This window comes from Mesobacillus thioparans (genome assembly GCF_965138835.1).
Lineage (GTDB): Bacteria > Bacillota > Bacilli > Bacillales > Cytobacillaceae > Mesobacillus > Mesobacillus thioparans.
The window spans coordinates 98628-122267 of sequence record NZ_CBCSFH010000008.1; the positions used below are offsets into that span (position 1 = coordinate 98628).

Sequence of the window (23640 nt, forward strand, 5' to 3'; positions counted from 1 at the left end):
AATTATTCAGCTTTATGTATAGTTGGTGTAAAATAATTACAGTAGTATATTGTTTGTGATTATAGCAACAGATACTGACAAAAATATATGGAGAGATTTGATGGAAATTAATATTAATGTCTTGAAATCATCCGCTGATAAGGCCATGAAGAATAAAGAGTGGGATCAGGCAATAGAATTCTTGACCCAAATTATGGCTTACCAACAGAGTTTTAGGAATGAAGATGCATTTATCATGCAGGCTAGAAGTTTAGCCAAGCAAAGAAAGCTGACTGCTGCTATACGGCACCTTGAAAATGGGATGGGACTAATCCCCAGCAGTATAAAAATAAAACTCGAATTAGCTGCTTTATATTTATTAAAAAGAAAAGCAAGGCGTCTCTATCGTGTTTTGCGTTTGAAAGGCTCGCAACCGGCATTGAACATCTATCCAAAGCTGGCGAGGGCTCATAGACAATTAAAACAGCACGATACAGCTAATGAGGTTTTGCACTTTGGCAGCTCGTTATTTCCCAATAGCATTGGTATTAAGGTAGAATCTGCTGAATTAGAAATGGCTAAAAAGAATTGGGAAGCTGCACTTGAACTCTGGCAGGAAGTGTGTCGAACGAAAAAGAAGCTTCCTGCTAATTGGTATTTACGAATCGCTATTACTCATCAGAAAATAGATGATTTAGCAAAAGCAGAAAAAATAATAAGAGAGGGTTTGGACGTTCACCCATCTAAACAGAAACTCTTGCTTAAGCATGCTGAACTCGCAATGGAGCAAAGACATTGGCCAGAAGCAGAAAAACGGTGGAAAAGTGCTTTCAATCTCCATAAAGAAGATATACCGGAAAATACTTATGTGAAACGGGCAATTGTAAACCACTTATTAGGAAAACACCGTGAAGGAAAGGAACTGTTTGACCAATATTTTGATATGGAAAAGAAATCAGATAAGGAATATGAAAAAGTAATTTTATTTGATAACGGGGAAAGCAGAATTGAATACTACAAGCAAATGAAACCGACCAGTACGGTTTGCCTTTCTTTCGATTCAATCAATAATATTTGGACTGAGGATCCGTTCGCATTTAAGTTTTTATTAAAACAGGGTGTAGACATCATCGCTTTAAGGAGAAGAACGGCTGACAATTACCATCAGGACCTATCAATAGAGGAGTATGTAAACACTGTACGTGAGCTGGTTCAGCCCTATAACCGAAGATTGGCATACGGGTTTAGCCTGGGAGGTTATACTTCCTTATATTTCGCTTCCAGCTTAAACTGTGAAATTCTCTCCTTATCCCCAAGAAACTCTGCCCATCCAGTTTACGGCAGCAAAAAGAATATGGCATTTAATCATGACTTGTCTCATCCGATCAATTCTGCCATATCACCCGTCATTGTCTACGACCCAAAAGACAGGACAGATCAAAAATACATCGAGAGCGAGTTAAGAGTCTCTTATCCTAACGCTGTATTTTATGAGTGCAGATTTGCTGGACATAGGACAGCACCCTATTTGCAGCAGATCGGAAAACTCAAAATACTAGTTGGAGCTTTCATAATGGGAGACGAGCTTCCGACAATTGAAAAACACCTCCGATGGCAATCACACCAGTATGTTAGAGTGTTAGGCGAGCATTGTCTAAGCAGAAACAAGACGAAATGGGCTTTGCGACTTGCAGAACATGCTTTAAATGTTAGCCCAGATGACAAAAAAGCAGCTTCGTTAAAAAAGAAGGCACTTGTTAAGTTTACCGAATCAGCTGTGGCTACTCTTCAGGCTAACTCAGTTGATTAAACAATTCTGTTTTAATTATATGACTTCTGGCACAAAAAATAATCGAAAATAAATGAAGTAGAAAATACTATCTATTAATAAGATAACAACATCATAAATTAACAAAATGGCTGCCTTCATAACTGGCAGCCATTTCTTTTATTTCGTTAAGCTCAATTTTAATGTACTGTGATCAAATACATTATACTCATAATTGATTCTGATAAAATCTTCATTTACATCTTTTACAGAGTTTGTCTTTAAACTCTCTATGTTTTGATCACTGATTTGATTATAAGTTGTCTTATAAGAAGATCCTGTCCCTATATTTTTCCACGGCATAAAAACGATCGGCCTCGAAGCATTTTCAATTGTATTGTGGCGAAATTCAGGATTGATTGCGCCACTTGCGAAAATCCCTCTATATGTACCCGCACGCCCAGCGACATTCTTGATTACATTATGCTCAATGACCGCATTCGACCAATTCATCACTCGGATGGCATCTTGCCTGGTTTTTTCTATATTATTGTAACGAATGATTACCTTATCATGATATTTACCTTCTGAATACTTATGTGTCCCAATCGCTCGATCGAGGTTTTTGAAACTGTTTGTTTCTATAAAGATATCTCGGTTGGGTGTTTTGTCATATTTACTCCAGGCATGGCCCCATCCTTTTGTCACTTTATCTGGGGTATCAAGATTGACCGCTTCTTTATTCTTACCTGGCGATGGTTTGGAATTAAGAAACTTATTATTCTTGATTACCATTTTATCCGTTGCGTCCACCTCGATAAAATGGCCTGAATTCATGTTTTGAAATGTTATATTTTCCACTTTAACATTTTTATTATGGCCAGCAACAATCGCAATAGTATCTTTACTATATTTTAGATCGATTACTGCTTTTCCCTCCCCAATAAAGGTGATATTCTTTTCTCCTTTATATCCACCTTTGATCCCTTTTTTGGGAGCATGGGAAGGCCGGATCAACTGAAAAATCGTATTCGTCGTCTTGATTTTTCCGCTGCCAGTCTTGTTTCCCTTCACAATCTTTACACCATTTTTCAACACGATTGTGACATTGGAAGGAACATATAAGGTGGTAGGAATCGTATACGTTCCTTTCTTCAATACAAGCTTGCCGCCACCCGTTTTCTCTAGTCTTTCTAAATAAGACCTTATTAAGTAATATTGTTTCGTATACTTATTATACGTGCTGTAATTCATCATGTTCCCTTTATAAGGTTTGCTTTTAGCTGTAATGGTATATGTTTTGGAAGAGGCCTCCGCCACTTCCGGTGCAGTCAATGACAATAGTAATAGCAAAACGGATAACAATTTTATTACACTCTTCATCTATTTCTCTCCTTCTGAAAAAAAAACTCCATTCAACTCTCTTTATCGGCAACCACTGCTGAATATTTATTCAAAAAGAAGATTTTTGTAGAAATTGACAAATCCTTTAAGTTCCTATATCCAAAAGACCTATTTTTTGTTATTCTATTAACGATGAAAAATTTGTAAAACGATGGGGGAAACATAGTGAGAGCCGAAAAGAAAAAGAAAAAAAGAAAATGGCTTCGAGTCACCGGGATTATATTCCTTCTGCTATTCATTGGAATAGGGGCGTATATCTTTTCTATATATAATTCATTAACAAACGCTGTAGAAACAATGCACAAACCAATAGATCGAGAAAAGCGGGATATTACCTTCAAGAAGAAAGAACCCTTTACCGTTCTAATGCTTGGGGTAGATGAAAGAGCAGGAGATAAAGGACGTTCTGATACAGTGATTGTAATGACCGTCAACCCGAAACAGGATTCAGTTAAGATGCTAAGCATCCCTCGGGATACCCGGACTGAAATCGTAGGTCGTGGAACCGAAGACAAAATCAACCATGCCTATGCATTTGGCGGGGTGGAAATGTCAATGGACACAGTAGAAAAGTTCCTTGATATTCCTATTGATTATTATGTACAAATGAATATGGAAGGTTTCCAGGATATTGTCGATGCTGTCGGTGGAGTTAAGGTCAATAATCAATTGGCATTTACTGTAGGCAAGTTCAACTTTCCCCAGGGTGAAATTGAACTTGATGGCAGAGAAGCCCTTGCTTATGTAAGGATGAGAAAAAATGATCCACAAGGAGATTTTGGCCGCCAGACAAGGCAGCGCCAGATCATTCAGGGGATTGTCAACAAAGGTGCAAGTGTCGGTTCACTTACCAAATTTGATAATATCTTCGATGCTTTAGGGAAAAATGTTTCAACGAATATGACATTTGATGAAATGAAAGAGATACAGAGCAACTACAGATCTGCTGCAGGTAACATTGAACAGATGAAAATCGAAGGTAGCGGAACAAAAATAGGCGGCATCTACTACTGGATCATTAATCCTGAAGATCATCAGCGTATTAAATCGGAATTTAAAAATCACCTCGGTATATAGTAAAAAGAGTACTGCAAGTTTATGCTTGCAGTACTCTTTTTTTGCTTCCGTTAAAAATAACTGATTGCCTGCTTACCATATTGTGTCCAGCCTTCAATAAAATGTTTCTTTAGTCTTTTTTTATTTTTCATGCCATCCAGAGGGTCATTGAAATATACATATTTACTATCATAACCAGTAACCAAAACCGAATGTTCTTTCATCGTAATTCTTATTGGGCCCTGTGGCGTATACCAGGTTTGCCAGTACTTGCTTGGCACATGGCTGAACCAGCTTGTATTAATGATCCACACCGGTTTTCCAGCACCTACATAGTTTAAAACTGTATTAAATGACCCTCCTGATAAATTAACAATTCTGCCAGGCATATACTCATTTGCAAGTTTCTCAATCGGACCATTAAACACTCCGAACCCTGGCTTGCTGAATGTATACATATTCCCGACAAATCCATAGTTAGGATTTCCGAAACGCTTTTTCCCATTAACGTAGGTTAATGGTGTGAGATCCTTTTTCACTTGTTTTGCCAATACCATCTTATTAGCATTTACTCCAGCGTGATTCAGCATCATGGTGAGGCTTGTTACTTCACATCCTCTTGGCAATTCAGGCATTTGTCTGACTAGTGGAGCAGAAATGAGCTTTTTCTTGGGTCTTTTCTTATTGTAAACGATTTGCTTAGATTTTTTACTTTTATTCCCCGCTTTATCAATTGCATAAAACTCGAATTTTGTACTGGCTTTATGTAAAGGTTTGTTAAGGGTGAATTTCCCCTTTGAATTTGCCTTTACGGTCTTATACTTCTTCCCATTTTTCATTACATAGACAGTGGAATAAGCTTCGGTGCTCCCGCTGATTTTAAAAACCTTATTGCTTATTTTTCCAACTGCTGGCACCTTAGGGGGAACTTTATCCATCACTGTTACTTTTACAGTCGTACTCTGAGCATTCTTACGATCAGCCCGGACATAGACATATACTTTGGTGCCTGCTGCTACCTGATAGATTCCCGTTTTTTTAAATGTACCATTAGATGAAACTGGTGCTGTATATTTATGATCGCCAGCTGTTATGTATATCGTACTATTTGGCTCTGCACTTCCCGATATATAAGTACTTTTGTTCGAAATGGAATTCACCTTTGGTTTAGCAGGAGCCGGGGCAGCTGCAACCGAGCCCTTCACAACACTGACTAGCCCATTTACCTCCGACATTACATAAAAGGTTGTTCCGTATTTTAAAACACCAGAAGAATAAAATGTAAAATTGCCTTTGTTTTTATCATGGGACTTTAGCTTAAGAGACTGTGAGTTTACGGTTGCACTGACAACAGCACCTGGCTCAGCTACCCCGGCTACCGTTTTATCATGGTCATCCGTTTTTGAGATTTGCACCGGACTGTAAACTGTACTCGTTTTCACATCCCCTTCCTCATTCACTAAAGACAACTCTGTTCTCCCATTCAAAACTTGAGTTAATGTCACTTTGAATGTGTTATTGACCGCTTTCCCAGTTCCGATAACAGTATTACCCTTCAGGACAATGATTTTATCTTCCCCGCTATATGTACCTTGAATATAATCTGGTCCAATCTCCTGAATGACGATTGTTTCTGCCATTTCTTCCGCTGAAACTTGTAAACTGGACCAGCCAAGCAAATTAAAAAGAATCAGCAATGATAGGATTATGTAGTTTTTTGTCAAGTTATACCCCTCCCACCTATTAATCTATGTTAAAAACAACCCAAAAACAAGAGGATTTTGCTATAAAATACTTATAAGGGTGATTATTCCAATTTACAGGTAAATAAGATACAATACTAATAGACTATTATTAGGAGAGATGATCATGTTCAAACGGGCGTTTGCAACTATATTTACGTTGTTCCTCGTCCTGGTGTTTTCAGGCTCAGCCTTAGGAGCAGGTAATGCACAGGAAAAATTACTGAAGAAATTTAATCAACAAGGTTTTACATTAAAATCTGATGAACTTATATACGAAAGCGAACCTAACAATGATTTTCACGAGGCAAATCAGATCCTTGCGGGAGATTCAATACTGGGAACACTATCTGATGAAGACTATGATGTCTATCAATTCAGCATGGATATGAAGGGTACGTTTTCCGCTGCTACCTTTCTTGGAAATGACCCAGAAGATAGCTCATACTATATTTGGGATTATAACTTAGCCGTTTTTGATGGCAATGGGAATGAAGTAGCTAGCGGTAATTATGATTATTTCTATGATGAAGATTCCTATTCTTATATCTACCTGCGCTATCTTGATGTTGAACTGGAAAAAGGCACCTACTATGTTGCTGTCAAGGCAGATGATTACAGCAGCTTAGGCAGTCAGAAATATTTCTTATTAACTTACGCTGACTACAAGCCAGACTTCTCAGTGAGCTCGATAACGAGCAATGTAGCCTCACCTCAGGTTGAAGGAAAGACAATCACATTCACTGCGAAAAGCAGTACAATCGGGCTTGAGTACAAGTACTATGTAAATGGCAAACAAGTCAGAGATTTCAGTTCCGCCAATACATACAGCTGGAAAGCCTCCACCCCGGGAACTTTTAAAATCAAGGTTGAAGCGCGGAACCCAGATTATCCAAAAGTAATAGCGAGCCGGGAAATCACTTATGTGATTAGTAAGTATAAGCCTGATTTCAGTATCAGTTCAATATCAACAAGCCTGAAGTCGCCGCAAATCCTGGGCAAGACGATTACGTTTACGGCCAATACCAACAAAAGCGGCCTTCAGTACCAATACTACGTTGACAATAAAGTAGTCCAGAAGTTCGGGTCGAATAAGACATACAAGTGGAAACCTGGAAAGATAGGAAAATACAAAATTAAGGTTGGAGTCAGGAGAACGGAGTATCCAAACTCAATCGTTTTTAAGGAAATCAGTTATGAAGTAAAGGATCCAAATGTTAAAATCCAATCATTGAAGCCAAGCCTCTCTTCACCAAGTCCGACATCGAAATCGATTAAGTGGACTGCAAAGGCAACTGGTGTCGACTTACAATACAAGTTCAGTGTAAAACAGAACAATAAGTGGGTTACTTTGAAGAAGTATTCTTCCAGTAAAACATACACTTGGAAGCCAAAAACTGCAGGAAGTTATCAAATTAAAGTCGATATAAAAAGCAAGGCCTCAGGGAAATCAGCATCAAAAATTGTGAAATATACGATTTTCAAGCCTTCAGCATTTTCAATCACTTCCTTCAAGAGCAGCAAAAAGTCTCCTGTAATGGAAGGAACAAATATGAATTTCTCGGCAAAAGCTTCAGGGAAATACCTTGAATATCGTTTCCGGGTTTATTCGAATGGATATTGGGACACTTATAAAGATTACTCATCCAGCAAATCTTTTAACTTTACACCATACGGGTCTGGTAAATATAAAATAGTCGTTGATGTACGCCAAAAAGGAACTACTAAGAAGAAAACGAAAACAATCACCATTGATGTTAAAGAATCGCCGTCTTGGCAAATGAATATGAACTATAACATCTCAAGCAATTCGGGTTACTTTTTGGTTCAAAATAAAGGCTATAAAAACCTGACCGTAACGAAGTTTGAAATGATAAATAACGGCAAGGTGATTTATACGCACAAGCCAAAGAACTGGATAGTGATTGGAAAGCAATCTGAATACTTCTACTTTTATCCTAAGAACCCAGTTACAAAGTTCAATTATGATACTTATATCAAAGTAACCTTCCAATATGACGGCATAAGCCATACAGGGTACTTGTACAGAGGATATTAGTTTCAGCAAAGCTCCCATTTAGGGAGCTTTGTTTGTTTATTGACCCATAAATAAAATTGGCTGGAGTTTCGCATCGTGAGAATCTCTTGGGAGCTTCATCAATTTTGTTTATTTTCCTATTAAATGGTCGATGCTATGGAACTTTTTATTAAAAAAATTTCCAATATTACTAGTTTAATATTATATAATCAAATAATGGAAACTTTTCATCATACATAACAGGGGGAGCATGAATGCACAAATTGAAAGTTATTTTAATGACACTGGTACTATTATTATCTAGTTTGCCGTTCATCACGGAAGCAGAAGCAAAAGGCGGGATCGTGAATCCCAATAAAGTATATACATATAAACAGATGGTAAAAGACATCAATACACTGAAAAAGGCCTATCCTGACCAAATTCAGGTAAAGGTGATCGGAAAATCTGAATATGGCAGGAAAATTTATGCTGTAGGCCTTGGGAAAGGCCAGGCAAACCTTTTTATAAATGGATCCCACCATGCTAGAGAATGGATGACGACAAGCCTGAATATGTATATGATCGAGAATTATGCTGCAGCATATACGAAAAAGCAGAAGATTCAAGGTTATGATGCTAAGAAAATCTTAAATTCAACGACAATCTGGTTCGTCCCAATGGTGAATCCGGACGGCGTAACCCTTCAGCAATACGGATTAAAAGCGTTCCCTAAAAAGACGCATAAATCACTTATTAAAATGAATGAAGGCAGCAAGAATTTCAAACGGTGGAAAGCAAACGGAAAAGGCATTGACCTTAACCGACAATATAATGCTGGATGGAAAGAAATCAACAGTCCTGCTATACCAAAATATAAGAACTTCAAAGGATATGCTCCAGAAAGTGCTGCTGAAACAAAAGCGATCTTAAAATTTGTAGCAGATATCAATCCTGAAATGGCGATTTCCTATCATAGTACAGGAAAAATACTCTATTGGAACTGGAAACAACCAAAAGCAAATTATAAACGTGACTACCAGTACGCAAAGCAAATTGGGAAGATGACAGGCTATAGTCTTGTATTCGCTGGCAAGAATCCTTCTGGCGGCGGTTTTACAGATTGGTTCATCCATGCCAAACAACGTCCTGCCTTCACTCCTGAGATTTCCAAGGCATATTACGAAACAAGCCCGCCTCTTTCCGAATTCCCAGGCGCATGGAAAGAAAACCAGGCAGTCGGATTATATGCGGCCAATGAAAGCGCAAAGTTGAAACAGAAAAGAATCGAAACAGAGTCAGTGAAACTGGAGAAAAAGCTAAAGACCCTTCATACAAAAGCGAAAGGGCTAAAAACTTATTACTATGCCATCATTAAGCAAGAAAATGATGTAAAGCTAGATAAAAAACATAAAGCACTTTATAATTCGATCACAGCGGAATCCAATAACTTAGCTCGTGAAGTATCCCTGCTTCCAGCTAAGAATAGAAAGAAGCTGTCTGGTTATTTTAGTAAAATAAACTACTATACTAATAAGTCAACACTATTCATGGATAGTGTTAGCACAGGTGAAAACTTGATTACAGCAGCCAACAAGCTGGACCTTTCATTCACACAAGGAAAACTTGATGACGTTACACTTAACGAACAAAAGGTACTGAAGCAGTCCTATGCTAATAGTGAAAATAAAATCAACAAAATGTATGGAAAGCTGGTTCGAAAGCTGTCCAAATCGAAATATGTCCTGCCTGCAAAATTCACAGCTGACAACACTCAACTTGAAATCGACCGATACACCCTCTCCCTTTCCATTAATGACTTGATTAAAAATGGTAAAATAGAAGATGCGACTACAAGTTTAGTAAAACTAAATGAACTGGAGAAAAAGAGCAAGACCTTAAAACAAAACTCTCCTTCAAAATACAAGACGTATCCGAAGATTGAAGAAAAACTGATCCAAATGAAGCAATTCATTGAAGAAGAGCTAAAAAACGCGCAAGAGCCCCTCACTGAGCAACTGCCAGAAGAGTAATGGGTAGAAATTTAATCATAAAAAAGCTGGATGATCAAACATCCAGCTTTTTTTCTTTATAACCTCTTATCCTTCCAGTAATTCATCATAAAATGCTTCTCAGGCTGGTAAACTTCAATTTTATAACCATTTTCCAACAGGTAATCAATAATTCCCGGCAGCTGTTTGGCAGTCCCTTTCGAGTCATGAAAAAGAATGACGACTGGCCCCTTTTTTCCCTTTAGACCTGCTTTTACATTTTGGGTTATTTTCGCTGGATTTGACTTGTTATACTTCCAATCAAGAGTATCAATATTCCAATCCCACATTTTAAAGCCCTTTTTGACAAGGTGATCACGCAAAGGCTTCTTCATATACGGTTTGCTTCCATATGGTACCCTTACCAGGTTGCTATTAACTTTGGCTACTTTCTTCAAGGTCTTTCTCGTCTGGTCCATTTCCTTTGCCACATTATCCGGATGGCCTTTATATAACTTCTTTGCATCATGGGAGACGCTATGAAGTCCAGGATAATGTCCTTCCTTGATCATCCGCTTTACAATCTTGGGATTTCGTTTAATGTTTCCTTCGATCATGAAGAAGGTTGCTTTCACCTTTTTCTTTTTAAGCACATTAAGTATCTCAGGTGTATATTTATTGGGACCATCATCAAAGGTCAAATAAACAACGTTTTCGCTAGCGGCTTTCTTCTTTACATTATTCCCCTTCCCCTTTACAGCTGCCTGCCCAGATGCAAGGCCCATTCCGCACAGCAGCAATAATAGGACTGATAATATAGTTAAAACTTTTCTCCCCATTTATATTTCCCCTTCTCTCTCTATATACTATTATAGTAATATAACTAAAAGGTAAAATAAACCATTTTATAGGATGATTTTACTGTTTTATAAATTCAACCGTAACAATCCTAGAGCAAAAAGGTTCCTGGTACAAAATTATATATGACAAGACGACCGGCTATGCAGCTGCAAAATATATTTCAAAGGTGAAATAAAAGGAACCCGAAAAAGGCGATTGGTTGTTTTCGGGTTCTTTATTTTTATAATATTCTAGTTGGCAAATCCACGAGTTCTTTCGACATTTCTTGTCACATTTTATTTATATCTGAAAATAACAAAATGTTATATAATTCCATATGAAACTATTAAAAATCAAAGGGGTATTACATGAAAAAGACTAAATTCCTGTCTATGTCTCTCGTTTCTATGCTCACCATAACAAGTGTTTTTCAGGCATCAAGCAGCTTTGGTTCTGCCGCAGAGTTCAAGTCCCAGGAAAATGTTCGGAAAAGCCAACTGGAATCCAAAGTCAAGCTCAATAACTACAATGTTTCTTTACCTGAGGAAAATCCTCTAGCTCAAAAATTAAGGAATAAAAAGAGCAAGAACGATAAACAAAAAGTCGTACCCGGAGAGCTGATCATCAAGTATAAAGAGGGTGCCACTTCTCAAAGCATCCAATCTCTCTACAGTAAGTATTCGCTTAAGAAAGGTGAACAAATAAAATCTATCAAATCAGAGGTAGTGAAAATTCCAGCTGGAAAGAAACCGGAAGACTATATCAAGGAGCTTAAAAAAGACCCCGCTGTTGAAATCGTTCAGCCAAACTTCAGATATTATTCAACTGGTGAAGTTGCTGCTCCAAATTACTATGAACAACTATGGGGCCTGAACAACGAAGGTCAATCGATCAACGGGCTTCAAGGTGTACAGGATGTCGACATCAATGCCCCTGAGTCTTGGTCTAAATTCAAGAATCTCAAAGAAGTGGTAGTTGGAGTTATTGATTCTGGAGTAGATATTAACCATCCTGATCTTAAAGGGAAAATTTGGACAAATCCTGGTGAAATTCCTGGGGATGGAATCGATAATGATAAAAATGGTTACATTGACGATGTAAATGGTTGGGACTTCTACAATAATGATAACTCTGTATACGACCCGCTTGATGGGGACGAACATGGGACGCATGTGTCCGGAACGATCGCTGCAGCCATGGAAGGCTCCAACATCAGTCAAAATAAAGGGGTAGTTGGAGTAGCACCGAATGTCAAAATCATGCCAATCAAATTTCTCGGTCCATGGGGAGGAGACACGGCCGGTGCCATTGCAGCCATTGAATATGCCAAGAAAATGGGCGTGAAGCTTACGAACAACAGTTGGGGCGGCGGTGAATATGACCCATTGCTGGAAGAAGCGATTGCCAACTGTGACTGCCTTTTTGTTGCCGCTGCAGGAAATGATGGAATGAATAACGATGAAGGCGGTTTTTATCCGGCAGGCTTTGAAACTCCAAATATTTTATCTGTTGCTGCTTTAACTAACCAGGGACAGCTGGCTCCCTTTTCTAACTACGGAAAATACTCAGTAGATGTTGCAGCACCTGGAGCGGACATCATGAGCACGATTCCAAAGTTCCCTGTCGATGAATTGAAAAAGATGTTTGGTGATTTCGGTCCTCTTGTTCAAATAAACCATCCTCAATATAACTTTAAGGCGGTTGTAGACGGAATTGGATTTGAAAAGATTACAAGCGAAGGACGCCAGGACGCTTTTAATACTATTATGGATGATTTGATTTCCGACAAGCAAGCCGGCAAAGTTCTCCTTGTCCAGGATGACGAGCATGACATGGCAAACGAGTTCAAAAACGATCCATATTTACAGAAGTATTTCAAAGATTATCTTCCTGTATATGAAGAGTTATTAACGAATTATAATATTAAATATGACAAGATAACGGTTCATTCATCATCAACATTGCCAAAAAGCCTCGGCGACGTAAAACTAAGTGATTATCAAGGAATTATCTGGTTCACTGGACATGGACTGGGAATCAATTCCCCTGATTGGAAGACGCTCACTGATGAAGATGTCGCTTTACTGGATAGCTACTTGAAAACCGGCGGGAAGATGCTGCTTACTGGCCAGGATGCGTTATGGGGAATTGAAGACTCTCCTTTCGTGAAGTCACTGCTTAATTTAAAGGTCTACCCTGATATGGCTCCGCAAATGAATGTTAAGGGTCGTAATGGATCTATTTTCGAAGGAAAACAGTATACAGTGAAAGATGACGGGGCACTTTTCCCTTCTGCAGATTTACTGGTCGCGAATGGTTCAAATACAACACTTGCATTGGATTTTGTTTCAGATTATAGCCAGGCATATGCTTTCTACAGTGGTACTTCCATGGCAGCTCCGCATGCTGCTGGAGCAGCTGCTTTATTTATGGGATTGAATCCAGAGATGCCTCCTATTTACACTAAGTTATATTTGAGCTATCAAGGGAAGCAATTGCCACAGCTTCAGGGACTAGTGAAAAGCAGCAAAATGGTTAGATCCTCTAACATCGACTTATTCAATGAAGTGGATTTGCCAGGACTGCCTTTAAAGAAAAATATTGAGACAGGCTCATTGAATAGTGTTTCTGAAAAAGACAAGGTGTTTGCAGTTCTGCTAAAAGAAGGGCAAGCGCTGAATCTTTCTTTGACGGGGCAAGCCGGGACTGATTTCGATCTTTATGTTTTCAATGAAGAGGCAGAGACTGTTGGCAATGCCAATGGAATGGTCGCCTTTTCTGAAAACCCTGGTTCTTCATCAGAGGCTATTCAGTTTATCGCACCAATGACTGGTTTTTACTTCATTGATGTCTATGCATACAAAGGAAAAGGAGATTATAAGCTCGCCGTTGGCAACTTTGAAGGAACGTATGAAGATTTGTCACCAGTAATGGAATATAGCGGAATGTGGGATACCGCCTTTGAACCAGAGCATTCTGAGTTCTCTGCCAGCTATCTGAAATCACCCGGCGAACTGAATTTCTCTTTTGTTGGATTCAGCTTTGAGTGGCAAGGATTCAAGGACATTACACAAGGAATGGCGGACATTTATATTGATGGAGTCAAAGAAAAGTCAGTATCTCTTTACTCTTCAGAATTTATGCCGATCCAAAGTATTTATAAAAAAGAACTTCCATATGGCAAGCATACTGTAAAACTTGTTTGGACAGGCATCAGTGATCCAGCCGCAAGAAAAAGTGCATCTGGAATCAATGTGGACAGATTCATCGTAAAGAGCAACCCAGTCAAACCCGCTGTATCCTACAACACGAGCAAAAAGCTTCCTGTAGTAACCTGGTCTGCAGTAAACTGGCCAGGTAAAGTCTCCTATAATGTATATCGTAAGGAGGCTGCACAATCTGAATTTACCCAAGTTGGTACAGTTTCAACAGGATTTTATGAAGATAAAACAGCTGTGTCGGGTAAAACGTATCAATATGCCTTAGCTGTAGTTACAAATGGAGAAGAAACTCCGCTCTCGTCACGTTCTGAAAGCTACAAGTATGATGATGATATCAAGAGCAGCCTAGCTTGGAAAAACAGCAACCAAACTGGAGATTTAAATGTTAAGACCAAGGATACACATGATGTCTGGAAAAAACAGCTTAAAAAGGGGAAAACATATGAAGTGTTACTAACTGGTCCGTCGGACAGTGATTTCAACTTGAGTATATTTAACCCGGGCACAACCTCAATATATGGTGGCAAAGCTGTTGCTACTGCTGCTTCATCAAAGTCGAGCGAAAGAATCGTCTTCAAGGCTGGAAGCACCGGAGAATATTACTTTGTCCCAAGTGCAAAGAGCGGTTCCGGACAATATCGTTTAACATTGAATGTACAATCAATCAAAAAACTTGAAAGTACCTCTTCATCTATTAAGCGGTCTGGAAAATGGTCTGTTAAAAAGTATAAGAAAGCTTCCGGAGGAGCAATACTTTATGCTAATAAAGCGAAAAATTCGTTGAAATATACTTTTACAGGAACGGATGTCAAAGTATATGGCATTAAAGACCAGTATTCCGGATACGCGGATATTTACCTTGACGGCAAGAAAGTAAAAACTGTTGATCTTTACGCAAAGAAACGCCAATACAAACAATCTATTTACAGCGTTAAAAACCTTGCGAATAAGAAACACACAGTGACTATTGTTGTGAAAGAAAAGAAAAGGAAAGCTTCAAAAGGTAATTATGTAAAAGTTGATAACTTTGAAAGTGCAGGTTTCATTCCTGTAAAGTAATAGAAGATGAAATGAGAGGTCCCGTCATAAAAGGACCTCTCATTTTTTTAAGGGTTTTCCCGTGCCGTTTTATTATGATCCGTCTTGACCCATGTATGCTGCTCCCTCCATTTCATCAGTCCCCTGATTTGGGCATAAATGAAGGTATATGCATAATAAAATACTGAAAGGCTCATTCTGAAAAACCTGAACGGATGCTTCGTATCCACTTTTATAGCATAATACATGCAAATCAAGAGCTGATAAATGAATAACAGCAAGGTAATGATACCGGCACCAAAAATAAGGGCAATGAACCGTTCACCAGCAGCTGATAATAGCTCATGATTTTGCGTAACCAAACTATAAGTCCCAGCTACAATAATTCCCAGCACAACGATGGTCATTTGGACAGCCCGGGCCATTCCAAAAAGGTAGATAAGTTGATCCAAAATCTTTAGTTTTCCTCTCTCAGTCATCAGCTTCTTCATAAAAGGTTTAAAGTTGGTGAAAGCCACATACCAATGTCCCTGTGACCAACGAGTCCGTTGTTTGATGCTGATTTTGAAGTTTTCAGGCTTTTCGTCATAAACTCTCACAAAATGGTTCCACAAAATCCTGCCATTATCCTTTACAATTTCCATTTCCAATTCCAGATCTTCTGTCAATGAATGAAAACGGAAGCCCCCATGCTTCATTAAATAATCAAGCCTTACAATAAATCCCGTCCCTCCTATTGCATTCGGCAAGCCAAGTCTGTACTTTGCCAGCTGAAAGAAACGGTTTGTAATGTAATAGCTCATGGAATATCCAAGAGACAAGCTGTTTGCCGAGTTTTTGGAGTCTAAATAGGTCTGAATCGCCTCCGGCTTTCCCTTCCCGATAAACTGTGAGTTTAACTCTTGTAAAATTTCCGGATCAACATGGTTATCAGCATCCAAAATCATGAGACAATCATATTTTTCTGTCAGTTTCTCGAAGCCAAGGAATCTTAACGCATATTGCAGTCCTGCAGGTTTGCCCACTCCCTCTCGCGGAAAGAGCTTCTCACCTGTGCTGATATACTTCATCCCTTTTTCTTCACAGATTTCTCCGGTTCTGTCTGTACTATTATCATTGACGATATAGATATCATAAAGATCTTTTTGGTATTTAATTTTCCTGAGATTGTCGATGGTCGACCCAATCACTTTTTCTTCATTATGGGCAGCAACAAGAATTAAAAATTTTATTTGATCATCAATCAGGTCATAGTCCCGTTTTGCCTCACCAAAGCCAAAGAAAGTCAGAAAGACATAATATAAAGTGTTGAGGTTTACATAAATGGTGAGCAAGAAAAACAAAAACAATAATATGGTTACGAACTTTTCAGCAATTTCAGTCATTTCTGTTCCTCCAGCATTTTTTTTAGGATGGAAACTTAGGAGTGCGGTTCATACTGTAACACTTAATTTCAATTATCCACTAAAACCCAGAACAGTATTCATCCATCAGCTCCTTTCCTCCTCACTATAAATCATAGACCAGATTTCTTTATTAAAGGTTGTAAATACAGAAACCTAACAAAAAGGAAAATTTATTTACACTGCATTTGCAATCGACGGCGTCTAATAGCTGATTTTTTTCAAAAAAAAGAGCATCTTATAAGATGCCCTTTCTCAAATTAATCTTCATACCCTTTTGGATTTTTCTCCTGCCATCTCCAAGAGTCAATACACATGTCTTTAATTCCATGTAAAGCTTCCCACCCTAGCTCTTTCTTTGCTTTGCCAGGGTCTGCGTAGCATACTGCTACATCACCAGGACGCCTTTCAGTAATTTTATATGGAACCTTTCTATTCGTTGCTTCCTCAAACGCAGCCACTAGTTCTAATACACTGTAGCCTTTTCCTGTTCCTAAATTAAATGGTTCCACCCCTGTAAAATTATGAATTTTTTCAAGTGCTTTCAAATGTCCATTTGCTAAATCAACAACATGGATATAATCTCTGACACCTGTTCCATCCTCAGTAGGATAATCATTGCCGAATACCTGTAATTCCTCCAGCTTCCCAACGCCCACCTGAGTAATATAAGGCATTAAATTATTTGGGATCCCATTCGGGTCTTCACCAATACGGCCGCTTTCATGCGCTCCGATAGGGTTAAAATAACGAAGCAGAGCAATGCTCCAACTGTTATCAGCTATATAAAGGTCTTTAAGGATCTGCTCAATCATTAGTTTAGTTGAGCCATAAGGATTGGTTGTATGTAAAGGAAAATCCTCCGTAATAGGCATCTTTTCAGGCATGCCGTAAACTGTAGCAGAGGAACTGAACACGAGCTTCTTCACCCCAAACTCCTGCATCACCTGACAAAGGAGTAATGTCCCGGTAATATTATTATGATAATAATGCAGTGGCATTGAAACCGATTCTCCAACTGCCTTCAAACCCGCGAAGTGTATAACAGAGTCAATATCGTTTTCATGAAAAACCTTCTCAATCGCCTTCTTATCCAGCAAGTCCACTTGATAAAATTTAAATTCCTTACCAGTAATCTCCTTTATACGCTTTAAAGCCTCTGGTTTACTATTTGAGAAGTTATCAAGGACAATAATCTCATGGTCATTTTCCAATAATTCAACACATGTATGACTACCGATGTAACCTGCTCCTCCAGTAACTAATACTGCCATGTACCTATTTCCTCCTAAATAGTAATCTTATTTAAATTATATAAATACCCATTCTAATAGTAACAAATTAGAACGAAGGATTAAAGCTGCGGTAATGATGTCTTTTTTTATCTCGTATACCACGTCCATCTTCTTCATATGATTTATCAAGCAGCTATAAAAGGGGTTTGCGTATGCGAAGAAAAAATCATATGATGATTCAGCATTTACTATTGTTAGCACTTGCTATTCTTCTTATTTTGATCTTTAGCATGAGTTTTTTTCGTCCATCTAATCAAGCTACATCGGTTGTTGAAAGGTTCTATTCATATGAACAAGAAGGAAACTTCTCAGATTCCTGGGATCTCTTTCACCCTTATATGAAAGAGAAATTTCCAAAAGCGTCCTTTATTCAGGATCGTGCTCATGTTTTCATTGGGCATTTTGGAGCGGAATCTTTTACTTTTGAAGTTGGAAAATCAAAGAAACTAAAAAATTGGAAGGCAGCTGAAGATCAACCTGCTTTCAAAACGGTATATGAATTCACCGTCACCCAATCCTATACAGGTAAATATGGAAAGTTCAGTTTTAAACAATACGTTTATGTTGTAAAGCATAAAAATAAATGGACGATTGTATGGAATTATAACAAATAAATTCTGAAAATTTCGTCGTTTCTTATCGAGAACATTTTATTCAATTTTGTTTCCTATTAAGGTAAATAAAATTAACTATTTCTAGGAGGATTAAAGAATGCCATTATTGCAAATGAAAGAAGTTTTTACACCCCTAAGATTAGTTGGAATTAAAGTTTTTAAGGACAAGGAAGGCTACACGTATATCAAGTTTTGGAATAAACCAAGAAAGAAAATTTTTAACTAGCATTCGTTTTCACCATAAAAAAAAGCAGACAATAATGTCTGCAAAATCACATTTTTGATATTAATGAAAATGCTTGTTGCCTGTGGTAACTGGCTTTTTGTTTTAAATGGACTTTCAATTTATCACAGATTGCATCCTGCATTAAGGCTTCATTATAATTCCTTAAAAATAAGTGGACTTTATACTTTAAACTAATAAATACTTTAAACACATTTATTCCTCCTTATCTTCACATAAATATCGCAGGAAATGTAAATCGTTTCGGAAGCTGGCTGACATGTCCACTTGCAGTGGAGTTAGTCCCTTTAGCTTTGCGTCACCACTTTTCAATGGTTTTGCCATTATCGTACGAATTCATGTGTTCTAATACTAAGGTATCGAATTCTCAGAAAAATGTTAAGGGACTTTAGACCCATAATTATTATTTAAGTGTTGGGAAATAGATATTTACTCATTTCCCATTTTGATTTTTACCTAAACCTAATCAAACCAGATTAGCATTGTTTAAAATAAGCTTCGTTAAAAGTGGAAGATTTTCAAGGGTATCCATAAAAAAAGGGCTGTGTGATCACTTCAGATCATACAGCCCTTTTTGAGATTATTTCTTAGGTATGCTTGACGGATGTACAATATCCGCTCTGGTTAAAGCGATGTTTAAGGCGCTGGAAAATTCCGCTTTTTGTTTATAGGCATCCGTTATCGTGATTCTATATTGATACTTCCCATCTTTTAGCTGCCGATGCGATTTACTTTTGGCATCCCATTTGAATTGTTGTGACCCTGACTTTTTCCAAGTCTTTGGCTGAATCGTTCGGATTTGAGTTTGATCCTTAAAGACTTCTACCTTAACGTAACCTGGTTTATTCAGTTTGTAAGTAAACGTTGTTATTCCAGTGTTTCGGTATTCAGTTAGCGATTTCCCTTCAATGACTGGCTTCCTCCAGTCCTGCAAAGAAAAAATGGGGCTTTTCACCACACGTTTATTGCCTGCCTGATCACGAACTTCTACCCGGAATAAATATTTTCCTTCAGCAGCATAACGAGTTTTCGCATTTTTCCCATCCCATACCAAACTATGGCTGCCTGAATTATATTTCCTATTTGAAGCGATTTTTTTAACCTTTGTTCCTTTTTTCGTGGTGATATAAGCATCAATATACACGGTTTCTTTTACTTTAAGTTTTAACTTAGCCTTTGTTTTGCCATCCATTTTATAGAGGGAATTTGAAAGGGCTGCTGTAGCCTTTGGTTTGGAGGTATCCACTTTTATATCCAACCGTTTGACAGTGCTTTTTCGATTTTGTGAGTCTACAGCATAAATGACGAGCGTATATTTTCCGTCAGGAACGGTTTTGCTTTTTTTGTCTTTCCCTGTCCAGGAAATGCTTCTATTGCCATTTTTAATCGGCTTGCTTGTTGTGAGACTCTTTACTTTTTTATTACGGCTATTGTAAATCGCTGCCGTGACTTTTGCATCTTTATTAAGAGAGTAGGGAACCACTAATTTTTTTGAAATGGATGGTGAAAATACTTCAGATTTACGATCAAGCTTAATGACAGGATTGACGACATTTTTCACTTCAATCTCTGCCGACTTGCTCATCGTTTCTAATCCATTCGCAACCTTGATATGGATTTTATAGGAGCCGCTGTGAGCAAATTGACCATCATCTTGTTTCCCATTCCAAGATAAGGACAATTTCCCGCCGTTCCACTCCTTGTTTGACACCAGCCTTTTTACAACGTCGTTCTTCGAGTTCTTTATTTCAACAGAGACCCTGGTGCCTTTGTAGATTTCCGTTGAGACATTCATTTTATTGAAGCCATCAATTCTAAAAATGCTAGCTGGAACCTTAATCGGCGACATGGGCCCAGGAGTTTGCTGCAGAGCTCGGTAAGCATCAATGCGTCCGGCTCCGTAGTAATAATCCCGACCCTCTAATCCTAAATCAATTGCTGACCTAGTAAGAATCATTTCTACGTCGTCTGGTGATAAAAAAGGGTTTTTCGAGAGAATTAATGCAGAAACTCCCGAAACGATCGGAGCTGCCATGGAGGTTCCATCTGAATACTGATAGGAACTTCCATTAATCGTTGAGTAAATACCTTCTCCTGGTGCGGCTAGATCAATATAATCACCGTAATTGGAGAATCTAGTAATCTCATCATTGGAGTTTGTGGCACTGACTCCTATCACTCCTTGAAAAGCCGCAGGAAACGTACGTAAATACGTATTCTCATTACCGGCAGCAGCAATGACCACGACGCCTTTGGAGCGGGCGTAGTCTACAGCATTTGCAAGTGCCTGGCTATACGAACGGCTGCCAAGACTCAAATTAATGATATTCGCCTGATGGTCCGCCGCATAATAAATCCCTCTGACCACATCATAAACACTGGCTGAATCACCTTTAAAGACATTCACTGGCATGATTTTTATATTTGGAGCGATTCCGGCTACACCTATATTATTATGGCTAGCGGCAATGATGCCTGCTACATGTGTTCCATGAAAATCCCCATATATTACAGGGCTCCCTGTAACTATATCGAATGGATGAATAATTTTCCCTTTTAAGTCCGGATGATCAGTTTGAACTCCGCCATCAACTATCGCTACAGTGATTTCTGCAGAACCTCGTGTTACATCCCAAGCTTGAGGAAGTTCAACCTTACTAAGATGCCATTGAAATTCCACTCCCGGGTCCTTTGGTGCGAAGTTGGAGGAGAAATTATAGTTTGGTTCCGCGAAATCCACTTCACCTTTAGACAGCAGTTCTTCTGCTAAAGGCAAAAGGTCCTCTTCCCTAGAAACATATAATAGGGAAAAGTCGCCTTTATCCAAGGTGGATATTTCCTTCACTTTTAATCCCTGTAGAACGCTTGTTTTTTGCGAATCCGTAACTGATGGATTGAACTTCACAATGAGCTCGCGACTATTAAAATCCTTCTTTTCATCAAATAAGTACTCTGTACTGAATTTAGTCACTTGTTCTTCAGCAGAAGCTGTGACTGCTGTAAAAAAAGATAAGCATATGAACAAGATCGACGCGATTATCCTCATGACCTTCTCCTTTTCTCCATCATAAGCACTCATTCTAATGGAGACCTGATTTATACACTGTTAATATCGGCTGCAGATCAATTTTATTGAAAGCCAGAAACCTTCTTTTCACTGGAAATAACTAGTATACTTGCTTTTTCCGGCACATAGTTAATTGACTATTGTTCAATGGAAGAACTGTGGAGGTAAGCCTTTCGACCAAGGAAGTTAATCACGTACCACTCACCGTTTTTTTCCAGAAACGAGACCGTCGTATCTTTATTCAATTTTCCCAATGCTGGCGAATTGATAACTGCACTGCTTAATGCCAAAGCATCCTGAGTGAGTTTCACATTTCCTTTTGTTACATTTGCACTAATTGAATTGTGGACCTTTGCCGTTAATAACGGTGAAGTCTCCGCTTTTAGAACATATCCTTTTTCCGTTCCCAGAGATACCTCACTATACACGCCATACTCTCGAACCCTAGGGAACACCTGGCCTTTTTCCAATGATCCAACCTGAACATACTCCTTATCTTTCAAGATGAATAAGGCGACGTGATCTTGGTTGACTTGGAAATACTTAATTGATGAGCTGAATTCCAGCTTTACTGCATTTTTATGGATATACCCACTTCTCTTGCCAAGAAGGACTTTATAATAGTCACCACTGGTTTTATAGAATGATAAGGATGATCCTTTGTAAACAGTTGCGATTGGTTTTCCATTCGGTGCCGCCTTGGACCGGAAAGGAGTAGTGTTATTGACAGTTACTATTCCTTTTTCTTTAACCTCACTTAGTGTGAATCCGCCTGAGGGAGCCTGTGGATACACAGTTACAGAAGTTTTTTCCACATATGCCTTTTCACCGCCAAATTCAATTTGATACCATTTGGATGTAGTTGAAAGGATTTTAAAAGATTGGCCTTTTCCAAGACTGCCTAGCTTCTTCAGCTTTCCCGTAGTATTTTTATATATAATAGTCTTTTTCTTCGTTTTAAAAAACGTCGCCTTATTCTTCTTTTTATGATGCTTATGAACGATTGCAGCAAGATCGGCAATAACCTTCTGGGACTTTGCGTAACTAATGTTGTTGGTCATGATTGCCAAAGCGAATGGATTTTTATCGTAAACGATGGCTACATCATTATATATAAGTGACATCGGAATCATTCCAACCTTATGAGCTGTTTTTGCTCCTTTGATTCCTTTTGGAATGGTTGTATTATAATCTGTTTTCATTAAGTAACCGACCAATTCCTTGCCAAGCTCATTCTTTTCAGCAAAGTCATATAAACGATTCGCATAAACTACTAAATCTTTCGAGGAAGTTACATTCTGGCCCCCTGGATAGGCATATTTTCCGCCAACTTTTTTTAAAAAGGAATTAAAATTACTTCTTCCAACCTTCTCCTTTAGCATGATGAAAGCAATATTATCACTGTGGACCATCGCTTTTTTCACTAAATCACGGATGGTATATTTTGTACCTACCCTATCATATTGGATAACTCCGCTGCCTCCATAGTAGTGGTAACTTTTATAAGTCAACTTCTGATTCAAGTTTATTTTGTTCGCCGCAGCCAGTTCCATCACATACAGTGCAAGAGGAAGTTTTATGGTACTTGCTGCTTTTTTGGCTGACGTGCTATTAATCTTATATTCATCGCCATTTGTTAAATCCCGATAATGAAGGGTTACCGTTCCTCCAGATTTCTTTATGTATTGATTGAGCTCCTTCTTCATTGCCTTATCGAAAACCTGATAAGAATTGAGCATTGCTGCTTCTGCCTGATTGATTGGCATGAGCGTTGAAATGAATAATAAAATGATCATCAGTGCACTTACATATTTCTTCATAATATCCCCCAGTTTTTCTCTCTATCTTATAGCATTTATTTTAAGAGAATCGCATGAAGAAATATATATAAATATGTAAAATTATTCAATATTACTAGAATTGAACATCAAAAAGGCAATGGAACGCAGATTCCATTGCCT

General features: G+C 38.3%; 15 protein-coding genes and 1 riboswitch. Of the genes, 7 read left to right on the forward strand and 8 right to left on the reverse strand.

Annotation, left to right across the window (positions count from 1 at the left end; translation table 11 throughout):
* Positions 1-100: 100 nt before the first annotated feature.
* Positions 101-1789 (forward strand): tetratricopeptide repeat protein, encoded by a 1689-nt coding sequence (locus ACNAZ4_RS14365; RefSeq protein ID WP_415815309.1) that lies wholly within the window; start codon positions 101-103, stop codon positions 1787-1789.
* Between the two features lie 138 nt (positions 1790-1927).
* On the opposite strand, the gene ACNAZ4_RS14370 is transcribed toward ACNAZ4_RS14365, so the two are convergent.
* Complete coding sequence (locus tag ACNAZ4_RS14370) at positions 1928-3130, reverse strand: right-handed parallel beta-helix repeat-containing protein (RefSeq protein ID WP_415815311.1); 1203 nt, start codon at positions 3128-3130, stop codon at positions 1928-1930.
* Positions 3131-3316: 186 nt separating this feature from the next.
* Here ACNAZ4_RS14370 and ACNAZ4_RS14375 point away from each other — a divergent pair, with 186 nt between their 5' ends.
* Entirely contained in the window at positions 3317-4228 is a 912-nt protein-coding gene (locus tag ACNAZ4_RS14375; protein ID WP_415815313.1) for an LCP family glycopolymer transferase, read from the forward strand.
* A 50-nt stretch (positions 4229-4278) separates the two neighbouring features.
* On the opposite strand, the gene ACNAZ4_RS14380 is transcribed toward ACNAZ4_RS14375, so the two are convergent.
* A complete protein-coding gene (locus ACNAZ4_RS14380; RefSeq protein WP_415815315.1) occupies positions 4279-5931 on the reverse strand; it encodes a C39 family peptidase in 1653 nt (550 codons plus the stop codon).
* Between the two features lie 145 nt (positions 5932-6076).
* On the opposite strand from ACNAZ4_RS14380, the gene ACNAZ4_RS14385 reads away from it, so the two are divergent.
* Both ACNAZ4_RS14385 and ACNAZ4_RS14390 read left to right on the forward strand, forming a co-directional pair.
* Positions 6077-8008, forward strand: coding sequence for a triple tyrosine motif-containing protein (locus ACNAZ4_RS14385; protein WP_415815316.1), 1932 nt, complete (start codon positions 6077-6079; stop codon positions 8006-8008).
* A gap of 233 nt (positions 8009-8241) precedes the next feature.
* The gene (locus ACNAZ4_RS14390; RefSeq protein ID WP_415815318.1) at positions 8242-9999 is read left to right on the forward strand and encodes a M14 family zinc carboxypeptidase; all 1758 of its coding nucleotides are present in this window, start codon (positions 8242-8244) and stop codon (positions 9997-9999) included.
* A 56-nt stretch (positions 10000-10055) separates the two neighbouring features.
* Here the strand turns inward: ACNAZ4_RS14390 and ACNAZ4_RS14395 are convergent, their stop codons facing one another.
* Positions 10056-10796 carry a polysaccharide deacetylase family protein gene (locus ACNAZ4_RS14395; protein WP_415815320.1) on the reverse strand — a complete coding sequence of 247 codons (741 nt, stop codon included), beginning with the start codon at positions 10794-10796 and terminating at the stop codon, positions 10056-10058.
* A gap of 89 nt (positions 10797-10885) precedes the next feature.
* On the opposite strand from ACNAZ4_RS14395, the gene ACNAZ4_RS14400 reads away from it, so the two are divergent.
* Positions 10886-10993, forward strand: a complete 108-nt coding sequence (locus ACNAZ4_RS14400; RefSeq protein ID WP_415815475.1) for an SH3 domain-containing protein — start codon at positions 10886-10888, stop codon at positions 10991-10993.
* Between the two features lie 172 nt (positions 10994-11165).
* The gene (locus ACNAZ4_RS14405; protein ID WP_415815322.1) at positions 11166-15077 is read left to right on the forward strand and encodes a S8 family serine peptidase; all 3912 of its coding nucleotides are present in this window, start codon (positions 11166-11168) and stop codon (positions 15075-15077) included.
* Positions 15078-15124: 47 nt separating this feature from the next.
* On the opposite strand, the gene ACNAZ4_RS14410 is transcribed toward ACNAZ4_RS14405, so the two are convergent.
* Together ACNAZ4_RS14410 and galE are read right to left on the reverse strand one after the other, a co-directional pair.
* Entirely contained in the window at positions 15125-16441 is a 1317-nt protein-coding gene (locus tag ACNAZ4_RS14410; protein ID WP_415815324.1) for a glycosyltransferase family 2 protein, read from the reverse strand.
* A 278-nt stretch (positions 16442-16719) separates the two neighbouring features.
* Positions 16720-17733: a UDP-glucose 4-epimerase GalE gene (galE, locus tag ACNAZ4_RS14415; RefSeq protein ID WP_415815326.1), complete on the reverse strand. Its 1014-nt coding sequence runs from the start codon at positions 17731-17733 to the stop codon at positions 16720-16722.
* Positions 17734-17906: 173 nt separating this feature from the next.
* On the opposite strand from galE, the gene ACNAZ4_RS14420 reads away from it, so the two are divergent.
* Complete coding sequence (locus tag ACNAZ4_RS14420) at positions 17907-18368, forward strand: hypothetical protein (RefSeq protein WP_415815328.1); 462 nt, start codon at positions 17907-17909, stop codon at positions 18366-18368.
* Between the two features lie 272 nt (positions 18369-18640).
* Here the strand turns inward: ACNAZ4_RS14420 and ACNAZ4_RS14425 are convergent, their stop codons facing one another.
* The 3 genes from ACNAZ4_RS14425 to ACNAZ4_RS14435 form a co-directional block, all read right to left on the reverse strand.
* Entirely contained in the window at positions 18641-18805 is a 165-nt protein-coding gene (locus ACNAZ4_RS14425; protein ID WP_415815330.1) for a hypothetical protein, read from the reverse strand.
* A gap of 49 nt (positions 18806-18854) precedes the next feature.
* Positions 18855-18944: riboswitch (cyclic di-GMP riboswitch) on the reverse strand.
* 248 nt (positions 18945-19192) lie between these two features.
* Positions 19193-21658, reverse strand: a complete 2466-nt coding sequence (locus ACNAZ4_RS14430) for a S8 family serine peptidase (protein WP_415815332.1) — start codon at positions 21656-21658, stop codon at positions 19193-19195.
* Positions 21659-21816: 158 nt separating this feature from the next.
* Positions 21817-23499: a serine hydrolase gene (locus ACNAZ4_RS14435; RefSeq protein WP_415815334.1), complete on the reverse strand. Its 1683-nt coding sequence runs from the start codon at positions 23497-23499 to the stop codon at positions 21817-21819.
* Between the last annotated feature and the right edge of the window lie 141 nt (positions 23500-23640).